General features: G+C 72.0%; 17 protein-coding genes, 1 tRNA gene and 1 pseudogene. 2 read left to right on the forward strand and 17 right to left on the reverse strand.

What is annotated here, in order from left to right; genetic code table 11:
• Positions 1–8: 8 nt before the first annotated feature.
• The 7 genes and pseudogenes from CRP52_RS16180 to CRP52_RS16210 all read right to left on the reverse strand — a co-directional run bounded on the left by CRP52_RS16180 (position 9) and on the right by CRP52_RS16210 (position 9,304).
• Positions 9–701: a spherulation-specific family 4 protein gene (locus tag CRP52_RS16180; RefSeq protein WP_097237036.1), complete on the reverse strand. Its 693-nt coding sequence runs from the start codon at positions 699–701 to the stop codon at positions 9–11.
• Positions 698–1,615 (reverse strand): NAD-dependent epimerase/dehydratase family protein, encoded by a 918-nt coding sequence (locus tag CRP52_RS16185; protein ID WP_097237037.1) that lies wholly within the window; start codon positions 1,613–1,615, stop codon positions 698–700. Before CRP52_RS16185 ends, CRP52_RS16180 begins: the two co-directional genes overlap by 4 nt.
• Positions 1,616–1,740: 125 nt before the next feature.
• Positions 1,741–2,442 (reverse strand): annotated as a pseudogene (locus tag CRP52_RS16190) (nucleotidyltransferase family protein); the annotation flags it as partial.
• 73 nt (positions 2,443–2,515) lie between these two features.
• Positions 2,516–3,508 carry an SDR family NAD(P)-dependent oxidoreductase gene (locus CRP52_RS16195; protein WP_097237039.1) on the reverse strand — a complete coding sequence of 331 codons (993 nt, stop codon included), beginning with the start codon at positions 3,506–3,508 and terminating at the stop codon, positions 2,516–2,518.
• 103 nt (positions 3,509–3,611) lie between these two features.
• Entirely contained in the window at positions 3,612–5,177 is a 1,566-nt protein-coding gene (locus CRP52_RS16200; protein ID WP_097237040.1) for a hypothetical protein, read from the reverse strand.
• A gap of 151 nt (positions 5,178–5,328) precedes the next feature.
• Positions 5,329–6,840 carry a GT4 family glycosyltransferase PelF gene (gene pelF, locus CRP52_RS16205; protein ID WP_097237041.1) on the reverse strand — a complete coding sequence of 504 codons (1,512 nt, stop codon included), beginning with the start codon at positions 6,838–6,840 and terminating at the stop codon, positions 5,329–5,331.
• A gap of 115 nt (positions 6,841–6,955) precedes the next feature.
• Positions 6,956–9,304 (reverse strand): hypothetical protein, encoded by a 2,349-nt coding sequence (locus CRP52_RS16210; protein WP_257033076.1) that lies wholly within the window; start codon positions 9,302–9,304, stop codon positions 6,956–6,958.
• Positions 9,305–9,718: 414 nt separating this feature from the next.
• On the opposite strand from CRP52_RS16210, the gene CRP52_RS16215 reads away from it, so the two are divergent.
• Positions 9,719–10,594 (forward strand): tyrosine-protein phosphatase, encoded by an 876-nt coding sequence (locus CRP52_RS16215; protein ID WP_179852813.1) that lies wholly within the window; start codon positions 9,719–9,721, stop codon positions 10,592–10,594.
• Between the two features lie 37 nt (positions 10,595–10,631).
• On the opposite strand, the gene CRP52_RS16220 is transcribed toward CRP52_RS16215, so the two are convergent.
• From CRP52_RS16220 to CRP52_RS16250, 8 genes are all read right to left on the reverse strand, one after another.
• Positions 10,632–11,555: an RNA polymerase sigma factor SigF gene (locus CRP52_RS16220; RefSeq protein WP_097237043.1), complete on the reverse strand. Its 924-nt coding sequence runs from the start codon at positions 11,553–11,555 to the stop codon at positions 10,632–10,634.
• 143 nt (positions 11,556–11,698) lie between these two features.
• Positions 11,699–12,481 carry an RNA polymerase sigma factor SigF gene (locus tag CRP52_RS16225; protein ID WP_257033077.1) on the reverse strand — a complete coding sequence of 261 codons (783 nt, stop codon included), beginning with the start codon at positions 12,479–12,481 and terminating at the stop codon, positions 11,699–11,701.
• Between the two features lie 342 nt (positions 12,482–12,823).
• A complete protein-coding gene (locus CRP52_RS16230; RefSeq protein WP_097237044.1) occupies positions 12,824–13,117 on the reverse strand; it encodes a Dabb family protein in 294 nt (97 codons plus the stop codon).
• A 148-nt stretch (positions 13,118–13,265) separates the two neighbouring features.
• A complete protein-coding gene (locus tag CRP52_RS38265) occupies positions 13,266–13,430 on the reverse strand; it encodes a hypothetical protein (RefSeq protein WP_179852814.1) in 165 nt (54 codons plus the stop codon).
• Positions 13,431–13,882: 452 nt separating this feature from the next.
• A tRNA-Ser gene (locus tag CRP52_RS16235) sits at positions 13,883–13,972 on the reverse strand.
• Between the two features lie 68 nt (positions 13,973–14,040).
• Positions 14,041–14,619: a nucleoside deaminase gene (locus tag CRP52_RS16240; RefSeq protein WP_257032523.1), complete on the reverse strand. Its 579-nt coding sequence runs from the start codon at positions 14,617–14,619 to the stop codon at positions 14,041–14,043.
• A 26-nt stretch (positions 14,620–14,645) separates the two neighbouring features.
• On the reverse strand, positions 14,646–15,203 hold the full coding sequence (locus CRP52_RS16245) for a tRNA adenosine deaminase-associated protein (protein ID WP_097237045.1): 558 nt from the start codon (positions 15,201–15,203) through the stop codon (positions 14,646–14,648).
• A 261-nt stretch (positions 15,204–15,464) separates the two neighbouring features.
• On the reverse strand, positions 15,465–15,689 hold the full coding sequence (locus CRP52_RS16250; protein ID WP_051830369.1) for a hypothetical protein: 225 nt from the start codon (positions 15,687–15,689) through the stop codon (positions 15,465–15,467).
• 163 nt (positions 15,690–15,852) lie between these two features.
• Between CRP52_RS16250 and upp the strand changes: the two genes are divergently transcribed.
• Entirely contained in the window at positions 15,853–16,488 is a 636-nt protein-coding gene (upp, locus tag CRP52_RS16255; RefSeq protein ID WP_097237046.1) for a uracil phosphoribosyltransferase, read from the forward strand.
• Between the two features lie 82 nt (positions 16,489–16,570).
• Here upp and CRP52_RS16260 read toward each other — a convergent pair whose 3' ends face one another.
• Together CRP52_RS16260 and CRP52_RS16265 are read right to left on the reverse strand one after the other, a co-directional pair.
• Entirely contained in the window at positions 16,571–17,269 is a 699-nt protein-coding gene (locus tag CRP52_RS16260) for a LytR C-terminal domain-containing protein (protein WP_097237047.1), read from the reverse strand.
• Positions 17,270–17,534: 265 nt separating this feature from the next.
• The gene (locus tag CRP52_RS16265; RefSeq protein ID WP_030061387.1) at positions 17,535–17,831 is read right to left on the reverse strand and encodes a type II toxin-antitoxin system VapB family antitoxin; all 297 of its coding nucleotides are present in this window, start codon (positions 17,829–17,831) and stop codon (positions 17,535–17,537) included.
• Between the last annotated feature and the right edge of the window lie 52 nt (positions 17,832–17,883).

A 17,883-nucleotide genomic window follows, 5' to 3' on the forward strand; every position in this document is an offset into this window, starting at 1 on the left:
GGATCGGGTCAGGTGAGTTCAGCGGCGGTCAGGCCGTGCGGCAGGGTGCGCCAGGGGTTCTCCCCGGCGCCGGGGACGGCGCAGCCCACGCCGGCCCGGCGGGCGGCGATCAGTGCGGTGGCGTCCCGGGCGTACTCGGCGGGGACGTCGTAGACCAGGTGGCAGAAGCGGGAGGCCGCGTGCCGCCCCGTCCACAGCGGTTGCGTCATCGCTCGGTAGGTGTCCCAGTCGCCCTCGAAGGTGACCAGCAGGTCGGCCAGGCCGACCTCGGCGTAGCCCGGGTCCGGGTGCTCGCCGTGACCGAAGATCACGGTGCCGCAGCCGGCCGCGCGGGCTGCCGTGGCCAGCCGTCGGTAGTGCGCCAACGCCCCTGGCTGGGTGGAGACTTGGTCGAGGTAGACACCGGTGATGCCGTGCCGCTGACGGTACGTCAGGATGTCGGCGACCACGGCCGCGTGCGGCCTGCGGCCGTAGTCGGTGTCGGTGTAGCCGACCAACGGCAGCCCCGCCGCACGGAGTTCGTCGGCGGCCTCGGCGAAGACGCCGTCCGGGACCTCGCCCGGACCGTCGGCGAGGTTGAGCACCACGGCGGCGATCCGGTCGGGGTCGGCGGCGGCGACCGCCCGCCAGGCCGCCGGGTCCACCGCGGGGTGGACGTACAGCGGCACCAGCAGGCGGCCGTCGGGGTGCCCGGCGGTCATGCGACCACCGGGGTCGACGTGGGCTCGGCGGTGCTGAGCCACAGGTCGCGCAGGGTGTCGGCGAGGTCCGTCCGCGGGCGCCAGCCGAGCTCCCGGGCGGCGGCCGAGACGTCGGCCTGCTGCCAGGAGACCGCGGCCGACCGTTCGGAGCCCGCCCCGCTCTCGTCGATCCGACCAGCGAAGCCGGCCGCGGCGACCAGGCCGTCGGCGATCGCCCGGACCTGCCTGGCCTGCCCGGAGGCGAGGTTGAGCACCCGGGGGAGCGGCCGCTCGGCGGCGACCGCCAGGCCGACCGCCTCGGCGATGTCGCGGGCGTCGACGAAGTCGCGGTAGGCGGAGAGGTCCCCGACCGTGACGACGCCGTCCGTGCCCTCGGGCGCCACCCGGCGCAGCTCGGCGGCCAGCCGGCCGGGCAGCGAGCCCGCCGGGGCGCCGGGGCCGACCGGGTTGAACACCCGCAGCACCACCGCGTCCAGCGGCGAGCCGGCCACCGCGAGGGAGCCGGCCAGCTTGGTCGCGCCGTACACGCCGACCGGGCGGGCGTCGGCGTCCTCGGACAGCGAGCCGCCCGCTTCGCAGACGCCGTACTCGCCGGCCGAACCGATGTGCACCAGGCGGGCCTTGGGGGTGCCGAGCTGCAGCGCCTCGCAGAGCACCGCCGGGCCGCGGGCGTTCACCTCGGCGAGCTTGACCGCGCTGCCGGCCACCGCGCCGGCGAAGTTGACCACCACGTCGGGCGCCAGCGCGGCCAGTTCCTCGCCGAGCGGGCCGGCCTGGGCGGTGGCCAGGTCCAGCCGCAGGTCTTGGGAGGGCCGCCGGCCCGCGGTCAGCACGGTGGCACCGGGCAGCGACCGCAGGACGGCGGTGGCGTGACGGCCCAGGAAGCCGTCGCCGCCGAGGAGCAGGATTCTCACGCGGCCCGTCCGTCGCTCTCGGCGCCCGCGGCGGCGGGCTCGTCGGTCGTGTCGTCCGCGGCGGCGCGGGCGGCCGCGAGCGGCAGCTCCGCGACGTCCGGGGTGAGGCCGGCCGACTCGAAGGGCATCAGGATCGGGCGGATGGTCGAGAACTCGGTGTTGGCCCGGTCGTAGTCGTCGGGGCGGCCGATGTCGAGCCAGTAGCCGTCGAACTCGTACGCGGACGGCGGGGTCTTGGCCGCCAGCAGGTCCAGCACCAGCTCGTCGAAGCCCAGCGGCAGGCCGGGGGTGTACTTGGCGAGCGCCGAGCGCGAGACGCCGTACACGCCCATCGAGACGCGGTAGTCGATGCTGGGCTTCTCCTGGAAGCCGGTGATGCTGCCGGACTCGCTGGTCAGCACGCCGAAGTCGATCTTGACCTGGCGGGCGTAGGTGGCGATGGTCAGCGGTGCGCCGGATGCCTCGTGGTGCTTGAGCACCCCGGCGAAGTCCAGGTCGGTGAGAATGTCGCCGTTCATCACCAGGAAGTGCTCGGGCAGGCGGTCCTGCATCGTGAGCAGGGGGCCCATGGTGCCGAGCGGGCTGTCCTCGACGGCGTAGCCCACCCGCAGGCCCCACTGGGAGCCGTTGCCGACGTAGGCGCGGATGATGTGCCCGAGGTGGCCGATGGCCAGGGTGACGGACTGGAAGCCCGCGGCGGCGAGCTGGCGCATCACGATCTCCAGGATCGCGTGCTGGTCGCCGATCGGAACGAGCGGCTTGGGAAGCGCGGTGGTGTAGGGGCGGAGACGGACGCCCTTGCCGCCGGCCAGGATCACTGCATGCATGGTTTTTCCCCCACGGAAAGGATGTGCAGGCCACGAACCTTGGTTACCAGGACGAGCATGGTGCTGAGGCGGGTCAGACGTTGTAGATGTCGGTCTTGTAGCGGGCCAGGTTGGCCGGGTCGCGGAAGAACTCGATGGTCTCCTCCAGGCCCTGCTCCAGGCTGAACCGCGGGGCCCAGCCGGTGGCCTCGCGCAGCCGGGTCGCGTCCGCGACCAGGCGCATGACCTCGGAGTTGGTCGGACGGATGCGCTGCTCGTCCTCCTTCACCACCAGGTCGACGCCCATCAGCTTGCCGACCAGGGTGACCAGGTCGCCGACCGAGATCTCGCCGCCGGTGCCGGCGTTGAAGGTCCGGCCGACCACCGACTCGGCGGGCGCGGTGCCCACCGTGCGGAAGGCGTTGGCGGTGTCCTTGACGAACATGAAGTCGCGGGTCGGGCGCAGGTCGCCGAGGGTGATCTCGGTCTGGCCGGCCGCGACCTGGGCGATCACGGTCGGGATGACGGCGCGCATCGACTGGCGCGGGCCGAAGGTGTTGAACGGGCGCAGGGTGACGACCGGGGTCTCGAAGCTGGCGTGGTAGCTGTCGGCCAGCCGGTCCCCGCCGGCCTTGGAGGCGGCGTACGGGGACTGGGTGTTGATCGGGTGGTCCTCGGTGATCGGCACGGTCTGCGCGGTGCCGTAGGTTTCGCTGGTGGAGGTGTGCACCAGGCGGGGGATCTCCAAGTGACGCACCGCCTCCAGCACGTTCAGGGTGCCGGTGACGTTGGTGTCCACGTACGAGTGGGGCGCGCGGTAGGAGTACGGGATCGCGATCAGGGCGGCCAGGTGGTACACCGCCTCGGTGCCCTTGACCAGGCCGTTGACCGAGCCCGGGTCCCGGACGTCGCCGAGGACGATCTCGACCGAGTCCAGCACCTCCTGGGACAGGGTCTCCAGCCACCCGAAGGAGGAGAAGGAGTTGTACTGGACCATCGCGCGGACGTGGTGCCCGTCGGCGACCAGGGTTTCGACGAGGTGGGAGCCGATGAAGCCTTCGGCTCCGGTAACCGCGACGCTGCTCATGCGGGTTCGCTTTCTTTCTCGATCGGCCGGGTCGGCCGGATGCTCTGTGGTGGTCGGCCGGCGGCCTGGTGGGTGTGTCCGGTGGAGCCGGTTCGGCCCCGGCTCAGCGGTGCTGGGTGGTGCGGCCGAGCGCGGGCCCGGCGATGGCGGTGAGGAGGACGGCCGCCGCCCCGCAGCCGATCAGCTGCAGGACGATCGGATCCGCACCGGTCAGCAGCCCGGCGCTCTCGGCACCCGCGGCGGCCAGACAGATGAGGGCGGTGCTCCAGCTGAACCCGAAGGCGTTCAGCAGCAGCGCCAGCCAGAGCGAGCCGCCCAGGAGCAGCATCGCGCCGAGCTGCGGCACACCGAGCGCGGGGGCGCCGGGCCACAGCACTGTCGCGGCGGCGTCCAGCGCGGCCACGGTCGTGAGGTAGATGAACAGGCAGCCGAGCAGGACCCCGCCGGTGCGGCGGGTGAACTGGCCGCTGGTGTGGCTGGTGCGCAGCGCGGCGACCGCCATCGCCCGGTAGCGGAAGAGCAGCCACTCGGCGAGGCCGAGACTGAGCGTCAGCGCGATCATGGCCGGGCCGGTCGGGGTGGTCTTCACCTCGCGCACGTGGTGGTGATGCGGCAGGGCCGCGGCCGCGCCGTGCACGGTGTGCGAGGCGGCCTGCACCGCCTGGTGGATGGTCTCGCCCAGGCCGGCTATCAGCGTGAGCGCGCCGCAGGCCAGGCCGAACAGCAGGTGCGGCACCTCCTGGCGCAACGGCAGCCTGAGCTCCACGGACTCGCGTTCGCCCCCGCGGACGCAGACCACCAGCTCCCGGACGGCCAGCCCGACCGCCAGCAGCAGCGAGGCGAGCAGCACGACCGTACGGACCGTCTCCGGGACGTCCACCGCCAGCACCACGCCCGCGCCGACCGAGGCCGGTGCCAGCGCCACCAGCAGGAACTTCTCCCGCCCGAGCACCAGCAGCACGGTGGCCGCGCCCAGGTAGCAGGACTGCCCGGCGGCGAAGCACAGCGCCCCGAGCGGTCCGCCCACCACGTACGCGGCGGCGGCCGCGATCAGCGCGCCGAGCGGTGCGCCGACGGCCAGGCAGACCGCGGCCTCCCGGCGGCGCAGCCGGCCCAGCCAACGGTACGAGCGGTGCGCCAGCGCCTGGTTGAAGCCCCAGCTGACCAGCGTGGCGATCGACAGCGCGAGCATGCCCGAGGGCAGGCCGAAGCGCATCCGGGTGGTCGCGAACAGGTTGGCGCCGAGCAGGTAGCCGAGCCCGGGCAGGGCGAACACCAGGCCGCGCACGACGCAGCGCCAGGGGTCGGCCCGCCAGGGGTTGGCGAACTCGGAGCTCTGGCCGGGGTAGCGGCGCTCGACCTTCTCGAACAGCTCCTCGGCGACGGTGAACGCGTCGGGGCGGCCGTACAGCAGGGCGGCCTGCTCGTCCGAGAGGCCGTCGGACTCCAGGAAGGCCGCGATCTCGTACGGGTGGACGGCGTCGGCACAGACGTCGTGCAGGCGCTCGGCGAGTTCGTCCAGCGGGTCGGCGGAGAGGTCGAGCTGCTCCTCGGGGCCGGGCTCGGGCTCCGGCGGGGCGGTCCGGCGGAGCTTGAGCGGCAGCGTGCGCAGCTGCATCGTCCGCTCGGCGCCGCCCTCGTCGGGAACCAACCGCAGGGGACCGCTCATGCCCCCACCTCGCTGCGCTCGGCGGCCGCTTCGCGGGACGCGCACCTGTCGATGGTTCTCTCGCTTCGCTCGTTCACGCCCCCCACCTCGCTGCGCTCGGCGGCCGCTTCGCGGGACGCGCACCTGTCGATGGTTCTCTCGCTTCGCTCGTTCACGCCCCCACCTCGCTCGGCTCGGGCCGGGCGGCCAGTGGCTGGTTCCAGTCGGGGCTGGGGACCTGGTCGGTGACGGCCACCATGCCGCCGGGCATCCAGCGGGCGGTGCCCAGGAGCTCGGTGTAGATGCCGCGGAAGCCGTCGATGTTCTGGCGGAGCGTGAACTGCTCGATGACCCGCAGCCGGGCCTGTTCGCCGAGCCGGGCGCGCCGTTCGGCGTCGCGCAGCAGCTCGATCGCGGCGGCCGCCATCGGCTCGGGCTCGCGCGGCGGGACGACCAGGCCGGTGTCGCCGACGGCCTCGCGGACGCCGCCGACGTCGGTCGAGACGGTCGCGCGGCCGCAGGACATCGCCTCGATCAGGGTGAACGGGAAGCCCTCGCTGATGCTGGAGAGCATGACCACGTTGCCCGCCGCGTACGCGTCGGTGATGTCGGCGACGCGGCCCTCGAAGGCCACCGAGTCGGCTATGCCGAGCTCGGCGGCCAGGGCTATGCAGCCGTCCCGGTAGGCCTCGCCGCCCTTGGGGGTGCCCCCGAAGAGCCGCAGCCGCGCCTCGGGGATCTCGCCTCGCACGATGGCGAAGGCCCGGATCAGCGTCTCCAGGTCCTTGATCGGGTCGACCCGGCCGGCCCAGCTGAGGGTCGGCGTCTCGGGCTCGGGGCCGGCCGGCGGGAAGGCCGCCGGGTCCACCCCGTTGTAGACGGTGCGGATGTGCGTGGACGGCGTGCCGCCGCGCTCCTCCCAGCGCCGGTTGTACCGGTTGCCGGGGGTGACCAGAGCGGCCTGCCGGTAGCTCTCCTCGGCGAGCATCCGGTAGAAGCCGAGCAGCAGTGCCTTGACCGGCCAGCGGTACGGGCCGGTGCGGTAGCCGAGGTAGCGCTCGCGCAGGTAGATGCCGTGCTCGGTCAGCAGGAACGGTACGCCGTACTGCTGGGCGGCGATCAGGCCGGGCAGGGTGGCGAGGCCGCCGCTGGCCGCGTGGGCGACTCCGTCCTTCGGCGGTTCGACCGAGAGCGGCCGCAGGGCGTGCTCCAGCAGGTCGGTCGCGTTCAGGGCGTCGTGCAGGGTGGGCCGGGAGGCGGCGGTGGGCAGGTAGTCGCGGGTCCACACGTGCTGGAGGGTCCGCAGCGCGCGCTCGCTGCGCAGCGCCGGGCTCAGCAGTCCGCGCCGGGCGAGGTCGGCGAAGCCGTACAGCTCGGTCCCGAAGTGCGTGGTGTAGACCGGGTCGAGGATGGAGTGCAGGAAGCGCTCGTACGCGTTGAGGAAGCGCCGCATCTCCTTGCCGCGGGGCGGCCTGGCCTCGGAGGCCGGGCCCCACAGCGGAGCGGTCGTGACGGACCGTACGTTCGCGGGCAGTTCCCAGGCCAGTGCTTCGTGGCCGGTTCCGGTGACGGCGATGACGTCGAAGTCGACATCGGGCATGCCTTGAACGAGCTGGTCGCACCAGACACTCACGCCGCCGTGCTGGTGCGGATACGTCCCCTCGGTGAGCAGGGTGACGCGCATCTCCTGTCCCCCCTCCTGTTCTTGCGTCGGTTGTCCGGACTGGGTGGCCGGAAACGGGAGCCGTGGCGGGGCCGGGCCGGTAGCCCGGTCCGACCCCGCCGGCGGGTGGTGCGGGTTACCGGTTGCCGGAGCGTCCGGTGGTGCTGCCCGGCGTGGCCGTCCCCCCAGAGGCCTTGCCGTTCTTCGCCGTGGCCTTGCCGCCCTGGGCGATGGTGTCAGCGGCGACGCCCTTGCCGGGCACCGGGGTTCCACTGCCAGGGACCAGGCTCGGGGCGGGCTTGCGGGTGGTGTCGCTCGGGCCCGCCGGGACCGGGGTGGCGACGCCCTGCGGCACGACCTTCTTGTCCGCCGGCGCCGGGGCCGGGACGGACTTGGCCGCGGTGCTCGGTGCGACGGCGGCCGGGGCGGCCGGCGCGGACGGCAGGGTCAGGGTGACGCTGCTCTGCAGGGAGCCCGGGGACACCCAGCCGGAGAGCGTACCGGCGTAGGACGAACCGAAGGCGGTCGATCCGATGACCAGCTTCTGAGAAGTTCCGGTCGGCATGGTGGCCTGGACCTGAACACCGGACGGCGCGTTGACCGTGACGGTGTTGCCGACCCGGTAGGCGGTGACCTGGCCGGCGGCGAGGGCCGCGTTCCAGGCCGCGCGCTTCTGGAACTCCTGGCCGATCTCCCGCTCGCCGAGGTTCACGATCGGGGCGTTGTCGGCGTGCAGCGACCGGTAGGTGCCGAGGATCTTCTCCAGCACCGGGTAGAGGATCTTGTCCTCGGACAGGTTCGACTGGTGGATGAAGTGCGGCCGCGGGTCGTTGCTCAGCACGTGGCCGAGGTCGATCCGGGCCTCCAGCGGCACGATGTACGACTGGTACCCGGTGTTGACGTCCAGCGGCGCGGGCAGGCAGGTCGAGTTGGCGTTGTTCTCGCAGACGCCGCTGCCGCCGTTGGCCTTGCTGGTGTAGATCCAGTTGTACTCGTCGGTCTCCTCCTTCGCCGTGCCGGCGTTGTAGAAGACGTTCATCGGGTACCGCGGGACGGTCAGCGTGGAGGAGCCGACGGCGCGCTGGGCGGGCTCGCGGGAGGCGTCGCTGCCGGTGAACTTGATGCCGTTGGCGGCCAGCGCCGGGGCCAGGTACGGGTTGTCGCTGGTCTCCTGCGGGGCGGTCAGCAGGCCGGAGTGCTCCCCGGTGACCAGGACCTGCGGGTCGACCTTCAGGCCGTGCGCGGTGGCCCAGTCGAAGTTGTTCTTGATCTGGCTGGAGATGGTGTTCTGGTCGGTCCAGACCGTGTTGCCCGAGGCGTCCTTGGTGCACTTCCAGGGCACCACCGTGACGTCCTGGACGCAGCCCAGGTACGGGTGGGTATAGGTGTGGTTGACCCAGCGGTAGCTGGTCTGGTCGGCGATCATCTGGTTCGCCGTGGGGTCCACGGTCGCCGTGTGGTCGGCCTTCCAGTCCTCGCTGCCGCCACCGTTGAACACCATGTCCAGGGTGAAGTTGTTGGCGGTCTGCCACTGCTTGAGGTACTGCGCGTCGGCCTGGGTCATCCGGATCGGGTTGGCCGTGTCCGGGGTGCCGGGCGGGCAGGTGACGTCACCGGGGGTGCACTTCAGCACGGTGTCCCAGCGGTCGTCGGCCAGGAAGACGTCGTCCACGTGCGCCGCGAAGTAGTTGCGGTCGTAGCCGAGATGGACGCCCTGGGTGATCCAGTCGACCATGCCGCGGGCCAGCAGCCGGTACTGCTGCTGGTACTGGTTGTAGACGAAGGTGACGACCAGCTCCTTGCGGCCGTCGTGGGTGTACTCACCGACCAGCGACCCGCGGCTGGTCGTGCTGGGTATCGGCGCGTCCACCAGCGGCACGAAGGAGGCGCCGGCCGGCAGGTTGGCGAGCGGCGTGGCCAGGTAGCCGTAGCTCTCGCTGACGTTCGGGTCGTTGTCCTCGAACGGGACGCTGCCCTTGAGGTACCCGAACGAACCCGAAGTTCCGGCGGCGGTGGTGGCCCCCTGGAATCCGTCCAGAGTGCCGACGAAACCGGGATTCTGCGCGTAGTTCAGCCCCACCGCGGGACTGGCCCACGTGTACGCGTCGATCTGGCGGACGTTGAAAGCCGCTTCGTAGCTCGCGATGGCCGTCATCTCGGCGGCGCTGTTGGGGAAGGGGTTTTCGTTGGGTAGCACGATGCCCTGGAACTTCCCCCGGGGCTGGCCGTTCACCGTGTCGCTCAGGAAAGCCGAGTTGATGACGGGACGGTTGGGGTCATTGAGGCTGATGACCTTGTACGGCGTGCCCTGGCTCTTCAGTTCGGCGGTGATGGCCGCGACCGAGGGGCCTCCGTCGTCGATGACCAGGATGGTGAGGTCGATCCTGGGCGGCGTGGTGTCGCCGTAGGCCAGGGTGGTCTGCAGGCCGCCGGCCAGCAGAACTGCCGCCGCACATGCGGCGACTCTTCGGGTCGCTCGACCCATGGTGATCCTCCCCTTGGTGCAGGCGCCGCGCTGCTCGGCGCTCACCTGCCCGTGTATCTGTTCGCGGGCAGCAGGCTGCCCGGCGCCCATCCTGGTCGAGGGTCGGCAGTGCGGGGGACCAAAAGGGCGAGAGTGCAGCGAACCTGTTACCAACGTTCATGGCGATGCCATGAAGGCGCTGATTGTGACCGGAACTGGACCGGCGATGCAAATAATGAATTGAAAATGAAAAACCGGAAGCTGAGTGCTACGCGCGGTTACCGACGGTGTGGCTCTGTAGGGCGGGCGGGACACCTACACTGGCGTCGTTGCGCATGACACTCTCGCACATCTCGCCGGTCCATTGGGCAGGTTCATGCAATATCGGGCACCGCTGTGCCATGTGACAGTCCGAATATGCAATGGAGGCCCCGCATGGTCGATCAGCAGGCCGAGTCCGACAGAATCGGTGGTGCACGGAAAGCCGTCCCGGAGCCGGGCGGAACGGCGCTGGTAGGGCGCAGTCTTGGTCTGCGCGGCGCGGTGAACGCCCGCGACCTGGGCGGCTACCGGGCGGTCGACGGGCGCGCGCTGAGGCACGGGGTGGCCCTGCGCAGCGATGGCCTGAACCATGTCACGGCCGAGGACCTGGGCCCGCTGGGCGCCCTCGGCCTGCGCCGGGTGGTGGACCTGCGCAGCATGGACGAGGTCCGCGAGATCGGCCTCGACCGCCTCCCCGGCGGCGTGGCCCTGCACCACATGCCGCTGCTGGCGACGGACTTCGACATCGCCCTGATGGTCAGGGACGCCCTGGCGGACCCGAGTCCGCAGCGCCAGCGCGCGCTGCTCGGCGACGGCCGGGCGGCCGCCATGATGACCGGCCTCTACCGCTGGTTCGTCACCGATCCGGTGGCGCGCGGACGTTACGCGGCCCTGCTGCGCCTGCTGGCCGCCCCGGACGGGCCGCCGCTGCTCTTCCACTGCTCGGCCGGCAAGGACCGCACCGGTTGGGCGGCCGCGCTGCTGCTGACCGCCCTCGGGGTCGAGCGGGAGACCGTCCTCGCCGACTACCTGCTCACCAACGCCCGCTCCGCCCCGGTCGTGGCAAGGGTGTTGGACGACTTCCGCACCCGCGGCCTGATGAGCGAGCCCGAGCTGCTGCTGCCGGTCTTCCACGCCGACGGCGGCTACCTGGACGCGGCCTTCGCGGAAGTCGAGGCCGGCTGGGGCGACTTCGGCGCCTTCTGGCGGGACGGGCTCGGGCTGGACGAGGACGTGCTGGCCGGGCTTCGCGCCAACCTGCTGGACTGAAGCGGGAGTTGGCGCAAGCCCGGCCGAAGGTGGTGGCTCAGCCCTCGCTGATCAGCCCCTCGCGGAGCTGGGTGAGCGTGCGGGTGAGCAGCCGGGAGACGTGCATCTGGGAGATGCCGATCTCCTCGCCGATCTGGGACTGGGTGAGGTTGCCGAAGAAGCGCAGCATGATGATCCGGCGCTCGCGCGGTGGCAGCTTGGCCAGCAGCGGCTTCAGCGACTCCCGGTACTCGACGCCCTCCAGCGCGAGGTCCTCGTAGCCGAGCCGGTCGGCCAGCGGCCCGTCGCTGTCCTCCTCGCCGGAACCGGAGTCCAGCGAGCTGGCGGTGTAGGCGTTGCCCACCGCGAGGCCCTCGACCACGTCCTCCTCGCTGACCCCCAGGCAGACGGCCAGCTCGGGGACGGTGGGGGAGCGGTCCAGCCGCTGGGACAGCTCGTCGCCGGCCTTGGTGAGCGCCAGCCGCAGCTCCTGGAGCCGCCGCGGCACCCGGACCGACCAGCTGGTGTCCCGGAAGAAGCGCTTGATCTCGCCGACCACGGTGGGCATCGCGAAGGTGGGGAACTCCACCCCGCGCTCCGGGTCGAAGCGGTCGATCGCCTTGATCAGGCCGATGGTGCCGACCTGGACGATGTCCTCCATCGGCTCGTTGCGGCTGCGGAAGCGCGCCGAGGCGTACCGGACCAGCGGCAGGTTGAGCTCGATCAGGGTGTCGCGGACGTAGGTGTGCTCCGCGCTGCCGGGCTCCAGCACGGCGAGCCGCAGGAACAGCGAGCGGGAGAGCGTCCGGGTGTCCAGCCCGGCGGCAGGTGGAGTCCCGGGCGCCGCCCCGGTGCCGGGCGGTTCGACCGGTTCGACCGGTTCGACCGGCTCGACTCGCGGTCGCGGGACCAGGCCGTCGGCGACGGCCGTACCGGTGGCCTGACCAGCGTGGATCTCCGCAACGCCCAGCTCTCCGGACATGCGCCCACCCCCTCGTGACTGACGGTTGAACGGGGGCCGTCGCGCGGAGGTTCCCGGCGGGGCCCTCCCCCTCCATACCGGAACACGGTCCACGGCAAACCCGAACGTCGCAAGATGTCACGTGGGGGTAACGCGCTGCAATCTCACTCTTCCCAGGAGTTGCCGGTCCGAAGCCTGCTGAGGATCCGTGAGAGCAGCCGCGAGACGTGCATCTGGGACATCCCCAGCTCGGTGCTGATCTGGGACTGGGTGAGGTTGGCGAAGAACCGCAGCATCACGATCCGCCGTTCCCGTTCGGGGAGTTGGACCAGCAGGTGGCGGACCATGTCGCGGTGCTCGACCTCGGCCAGCGCGGAGTCCTCGTAGCCGAGCCGGTCGAGCAGGGCGAGTCCGCCCTCGTGCTCCTGCGCGGCCTCCAGGGACGCCGCGTTGTAGGCCCGCCCGGCGTCCAGGCAGGCCCGGACGTCCTCCTCGGGGATCCGCAGGCTGGCGGCGATCTCCGGCACCTTGGGCGCCCGTCCGTGCAGCACCGTCAGCTCCTCCATCGCGCCGCTCACCTGGACCCAGAGCTCCTGGAGCCGTCGGGGGACGTGCATGGTGCGGACGTTGTCGCGGAAGTAGCGCTTGATCTCTCCCAGGATGGTCGGCAGCGCGTAGGTGGGGAACTGGACGCCGCGGGTGGGGTCGAAGCGGTCGATCGCGTTGATCAGGCCGATGGTGCCGACCTGGACGACGTCCTCCATCGGCTCGCTGCGGCTGCGGAAGCGGGTGGCCGCGTAGCGGACCAGCGGGATGTTCACCTCGATCAGGGCGGCCCGGACCCGTTCGCGCTCGGGGGCGTCCGGGGGCAGCTCGGCGAGCCGCTCGAACAGCACCCGGGTCAGCGTCCGGACGTCCACGACGGGCCTGCCGCCGGGGCCGCGCAGCCCGTCCGGGCGGAGCTCGCCGGCCGGGCTGATGATCGCCGCAAGCACTTCGTCCACGGACACGTCACCCCTCCCAAAGTCGTCAACGGCGGGCCCTGCGGATCGGGGGTCGCGGCTGGTCGATCACCTCGCCATGTCCGGCAAAACCGGTCATAGCATCACAAGGTGGGCGCAGGTCGGGCAAGCACCCGGTGGAGGTGTGTTGGTGGGCCGTTCAACCTTCGCCCGGTGCTCCGGCGAGGCGCCGCAAGGGTCGTTCCGGGGCAGAACGAGGCGCCCCGTCCGGAGGTCGGAGGGGGCGCCGCGGTCCGTCCGGGCGAAGGAGCCGGGACGGGAGGGGGATCAGACCTCGATGTCGGCGATCACCCAGGTCGCGAACTCGCGCCACTGGCCGGCGGCGGCCTGGTGGGCCGGGTGGGTCAGGTAGGCCTGGAGCGCGTCGCGGTCCTCGACCAGGCTGTTGATCGCATAGTCGTACGCGATGTCGCGCTCGGTGGTGTTCCAGCCGCACTCCCACTCGCGCAGTTCGGGGATCACCGCGCCGAGCTCGGCGAACGCCTTGGCGCCGGCGAGGGCGCGCTCGTCGTCCTTGCCGACGCCATCGTTGAGCTTGAACAGGACCAGGTGCCGGATCACGATTGCCGCTCCTCGCGGACGGGGGTAGAGGGTCCTGCCCACCGTAGCCGGTGCGCCGGGCCGGCCGAACGGCCGTCCACCACCCGGGCGGGGCCCGCGGGCCGGGGCGGGACTGTTCGAGCCGGCCGCCGGACCGGCCTGAGCCGGACTACTTGATCAGCCCGGTCATGAAGGTGCCGACTGCCCTGGCCGCGTTCGAGATGCCCTCGAACCCCAGTTGGACGAGCTGGGCGGACCGGGCCGGTGAGGTGATGATCGAGTAGAGCACGAAGATGAGCAGGAGGACTGCGCCGATCTTCTTCGCCTGCGCCATCGGGTGACCTTCCTCCCAGCGGTGGGCCGCCGTCGTCCGGACCCCGAGCGGCCTGCAGGGGGCAGCTTATCCACCCGGACGGGCTATCAAGTGTGCGACGCGTTCGGCCGCCGGGACGAAGGTCCCCGCGAGTGGGGCCTTTCTCCGGGTGCCCGGCCGCGGGCCGGGCGGCAGGATGGATGACGTACCGAGGGATCTGGCAGGAATCCCCGGTGCGTGGATCCGGAGCTCCCCGCTGTGGGACCGGCCACCGCGGCTTCCCCCCGACGCGGTGCCGGTTGTGGGACCTCCGCCGGGGGAGCGGTCAGTCCCCCCGAGCCGCTCCCCCCTCCAGGCTCCGTACGGACCGGGCGTCGGTGGTCATCGGCCCGGGGTACGGAGCCGTTCCGCGTTCGAGGGTGCGCGGGAAAACGCCGAGGGCCCGTCCGGATCGGACGGGCCCTCGGGCTTGCTGGCGGTAGCGGTGGGATTCGAACCCACGGTGGAGTTGCCCCCACACACGCTTTCGAGGCGTGCTCCTTTGGCCGCTCGGACACGCTACCGAGGGGAACTCTACCGGACGGGTGGCGCGGGAACGAAATCCGTATCGGGGTGACCGTCCGTGAGGAGATCAGCGGTGGGTGTCGAAGAAGGCCCGCAGCTGTTCGCCGCACTCCTCGGCGAGGACGCCCCAGATCACCTCGGGACGGTGGTTGAGCCGGCGGTCGCGCATCACGTCGAAGAGCGAGCCGGCCGCGCCGGCCTTCTCGTCGAGGGCGCCGTAGACCACCCGGTCGATCCGGGAGAGCACGATGGCGCCGGCGCACATCGTGCAGGGCTCCAGCGTGACGACCAGCGTGCAGCCGGAGAGCCGCCACTCGCCCTCCCGTCGCCCACCGCCACCCTTGGCCGACGCGCTGCGCGCGGCACCTCTCAAATTCTCGGCGGCCTGCCGGATCGCGACCACCTCGGCGTGCGCGGTCGGGTCGCCGACCGCCTCGCGCTCGTTGTGGCCGCGTCCGATCACCTCGCCGTCGGGGCCCAGGACCAGCGCTCCGACCGGGACGTCCCCGGTGGCCGGCGCCAGGGCGGCCTCGGCCATGGCGAGGCGCATCGGCGCCGACCAGCGGTCGCGGACCGGGTCGGGGCGGACGGGGGCGGGCAGCGGCGGGACGTACAGGACGGGCTGCGTGGTGGATGCGGACTGCATGGCATCCAGTGTCGGGCATCCGCCCGCTACCGGACGGCCTCCAGGACCTCGCCGCAGCCCAGGGCCTCGGCGATCTCCTCCAGGGCGTCGCCCGGCACCGCGCCCTCGCCGCTGAGGGCGAGCAGGGCGTCGGAGGCCAGGCCGAACTCGGTGAGCAGGTGGGAGTCGCCGAGCGGGCCGACCGGGACGCCGCCGTGGCCGTCGGCGTCCTCCTCGTCCTGCTCCTCGGCCTCCTCGCTGTCCTCCAGCAGGTGGTCGAGGTCGCCGAACTCGCTCTCGCCGGCCTGGTCGACCAGCTCGTCGGTGAGGACGGAGCCGTAGGAGCTGCGGGCGGCCGCGGCACCGTCCGACACGAAGATGCGCGGGTCGTCCTCACCGTCCACGCGGACGATGGCGAACCAGGCGTCCTCCTGTTCGATGAAGATCAGGACGCTGTCGTCGTCCTGGGTGGAGTCGCGGGCCAGGTCGGCCAGATCGGCCAGGGTTTCGACGTCGTCGAGCTCCGTCTCGCTCACATCCCACCCGTCCTCGGTGCGAGCAAGCACTGCAGCGAAGTACGCCACCAGGGACACTCCCAAGATCATCGGTCTCGGCTGTCGGCGCGCTCGGGCAATGCGGAAAACTGGCCGCCCCCGCGCCAGAGGCGGTCCGCTGTTCGGACCGTCCCATCGGAATCGTGACAGAAAGGCCGCGCTCGCGGGGGGTGTTCGGCAGCGCGTCTTTGCAGGTCGTGTCGGAAGGACCGGGAGGTCGGGGGCGTGCCCGTGTCCGGGCCGTCCGAAGCCGGTCGAAATTTGCTCCGAACGCCCGTCGGGGCCGTTTTCGGGCCCCGACCGGATGCCGTTTCAGATCCGGAAGGTCCGCATCCGCATCGCCTCGCGCATCCGCCGCTCCTTGGTCCGCCGGGGCTGGACCCGCTCCCGCAGCTCGCGGGCCTCGGTGAGCTCGCGCAGGAAGACGGCCCGCCGCTTGCGGCGCTCCGCCTCGGTCTCCGGGTGGTCGGGCGGAGGGCCCGCTCCGCCGACGGGCTCGTCCGCCGAGCCGCCCCCGGCCTTCGGGTTGCTCGTCATAAGACGTGACATTCCCAGAACCGTCCGGTTGATACCACAGGAGGCGCTTCCGTCCGGACATTCATGGTGTGTCACGGCGTGTCACGGTGGCGTCACCCGGTCCGGGGCGCAGGTCGGGCACGGCGTGTCGTACACCCGTCCAGACCCGGGCTAACCTCGGTACATGCGTCTCCACGTCGTCGACCACCCCCTGGTCGCCCACAAGCTCTCCACCCTGCGCGACGAGCGCACCGACTCGCCGACCTTCCGTCGCCTGACCGACGAGCTGGTGACCCTCCTCGCCTACGAGGCCACCCGGGACGTCCGCACCGACGAGGTGGAGATCACCACGCCCGTGGCGGTCACGCTCGGTACCCGGCTCAGCTACCCGCGCCCGCTGGTGGTGCCGATCCTGCGGGCCGGGCTCGGCATGCTGGACGGGATGACCCGCCTGCTGCCGACCGCCGAGGTCGGCTTCCTCGGGATGGTGCGCAACGAGGAGACCCTGGAGGCCTCCACGTACGCCACCCGGATGCCGGACGACCTCTCCGGCCGCCAGGTCTACGTGCTCGACCCGATGCTGGCCACCGGCGGCACGCTGGTCGCCGCGATCAGGATGCTGATCGAGCGCGGTGCCACCGACGTCACCGCCGTGGTGCTGCTGGCCGCCCCCGAGGGCGTCGAGGTGATGCACCGGGAGCTGGCGGGCCTGCCGGTCACCGTGGTCACCGCCGCCCTGGACGAGCGGCTCAACGAGAACGGCTACATCGTCCCCGGCCTCGGCGACGCCGGTGACCGGCTGTACGGGACCGCGGGCTGAGCCTCGGCAGTCAACGACGAAGGACCCTCCGGCACGGTGCCGGAGGGTCCTTCGTCGTTGGTTCCGTCGTCGCTACCGGGTGTCAGCAGCTGCCGGGGGCGGTCGGGGTGGGGGAGGGCTTGGTGGCCAGGGCGAGGGCGGCGGCCGCCTGGGTCTCGTCCAGCAGGGCGTTGTAGCTGTCGCCGATCACGAAGTCCACGCTGGCGTCGGTGCGGGCGTCGGCGGTGACGGCGGCCCCGGCGATCTGCGAGCCGACCAGGGTGCCGGCCCCGGCGCCCGCCGGGCCGGCGATCACCTGGGCGGTGCCGGGCACCTTCTTGTCCAGTTCGGCCGGGGCGTTGCCGACCTTGCCGATGGTGAAGCCGCGCTTCTTCAGCTCCTCGGCGGTCCGCCCGGCCAGGCCGGCCTTGGTGGTGGCGTTGTAGACGTTCACGGTGATCGTGGCGGGCTGAGGGATGGCGTGCGGGTCGCCCTGGGCGGCGGCGGGTGCGCCGGAGGCGGCCGGGGCGCCCGGGGCGCCCGGGGTGGCGCCGCCGGTCGGGGCGGCCAGCGGCTTGCCGGACGGGGCCGCGCAGGCCTGGGCGGAGGCGTTCTTGTTCCGGCCCGTGAAGATGTCGTACAGCTGCACGCCGCCGAGGGCGACCAGGGCCAGGGCGAGCAGACCGGCGAGCGCGGCGATCACCTTGCGGCTCCGCTTCGGGGGCCGGCCCAGGCGCGGGTAGGAGTTGCCGGTGATGCGGTACTGCTTCCCCTTGAGGCCTTGGGGAGTCAACATGCTCATGGTTTGTCTCCCCCTCGTACCGGGGCGGGGTCGGGATGACGGGTCGGCCGGGTGCGGGATCCCCGGTGCAGGCGGATCCCCTGGTCGCGGCCGTAGTCAGCAGCGTAGTGCCGTACGGCTGCGAAGGTACTAAACGATCATCATCTGGAGTACCCCGGTACCCGAACGGGGGTACCGGGGTACGAGTGGACCGCCCTCCGCCCGGGGGAGAGGGGGCGGTCCGGAAACCTGGGGCGGGTCCGACGGGCCCTGGGGTGGCGGCCCGTCACTCCATTTCGAGGACGCGGGCGTGCAGCACCTGGCGCTGCTGCAGCGCGGCCCGGACGGCCCGGTGCAGGCCGTCCTCCAGGTAGAGGTCGCCGTGCCACTTCACCACGTGGGCGAAGAGGTCCCCGTAGAAGGTCGAGTCCTCGGCCAGCAGGGTTTCGAGGTCGAGTTGGCCCTTGGTGGTCACCAGCTGGTCGAGCCGCACCGGACGCGGGGCGACGTCAGCCCACTGTCGGGTGCTCGTCCGGCCGTGATCCGGGTACGGCCGCCCATTGCCGATGCGCTTGAAGATCACACGGAAAGCCTACCGTTTGGGCGGCGGATGGCGCAGCAGCCGCGGCGCCGCC

Origin of the sequence: Streptomyces sp. 1331.2, from assembly GCF_900199205.1 — a bacterium.
Lineage (GTDB): Bacteria > Actinomycetota > Actinomycetes > Streptomycetales > Streptomycetaceae > Kitasatospora.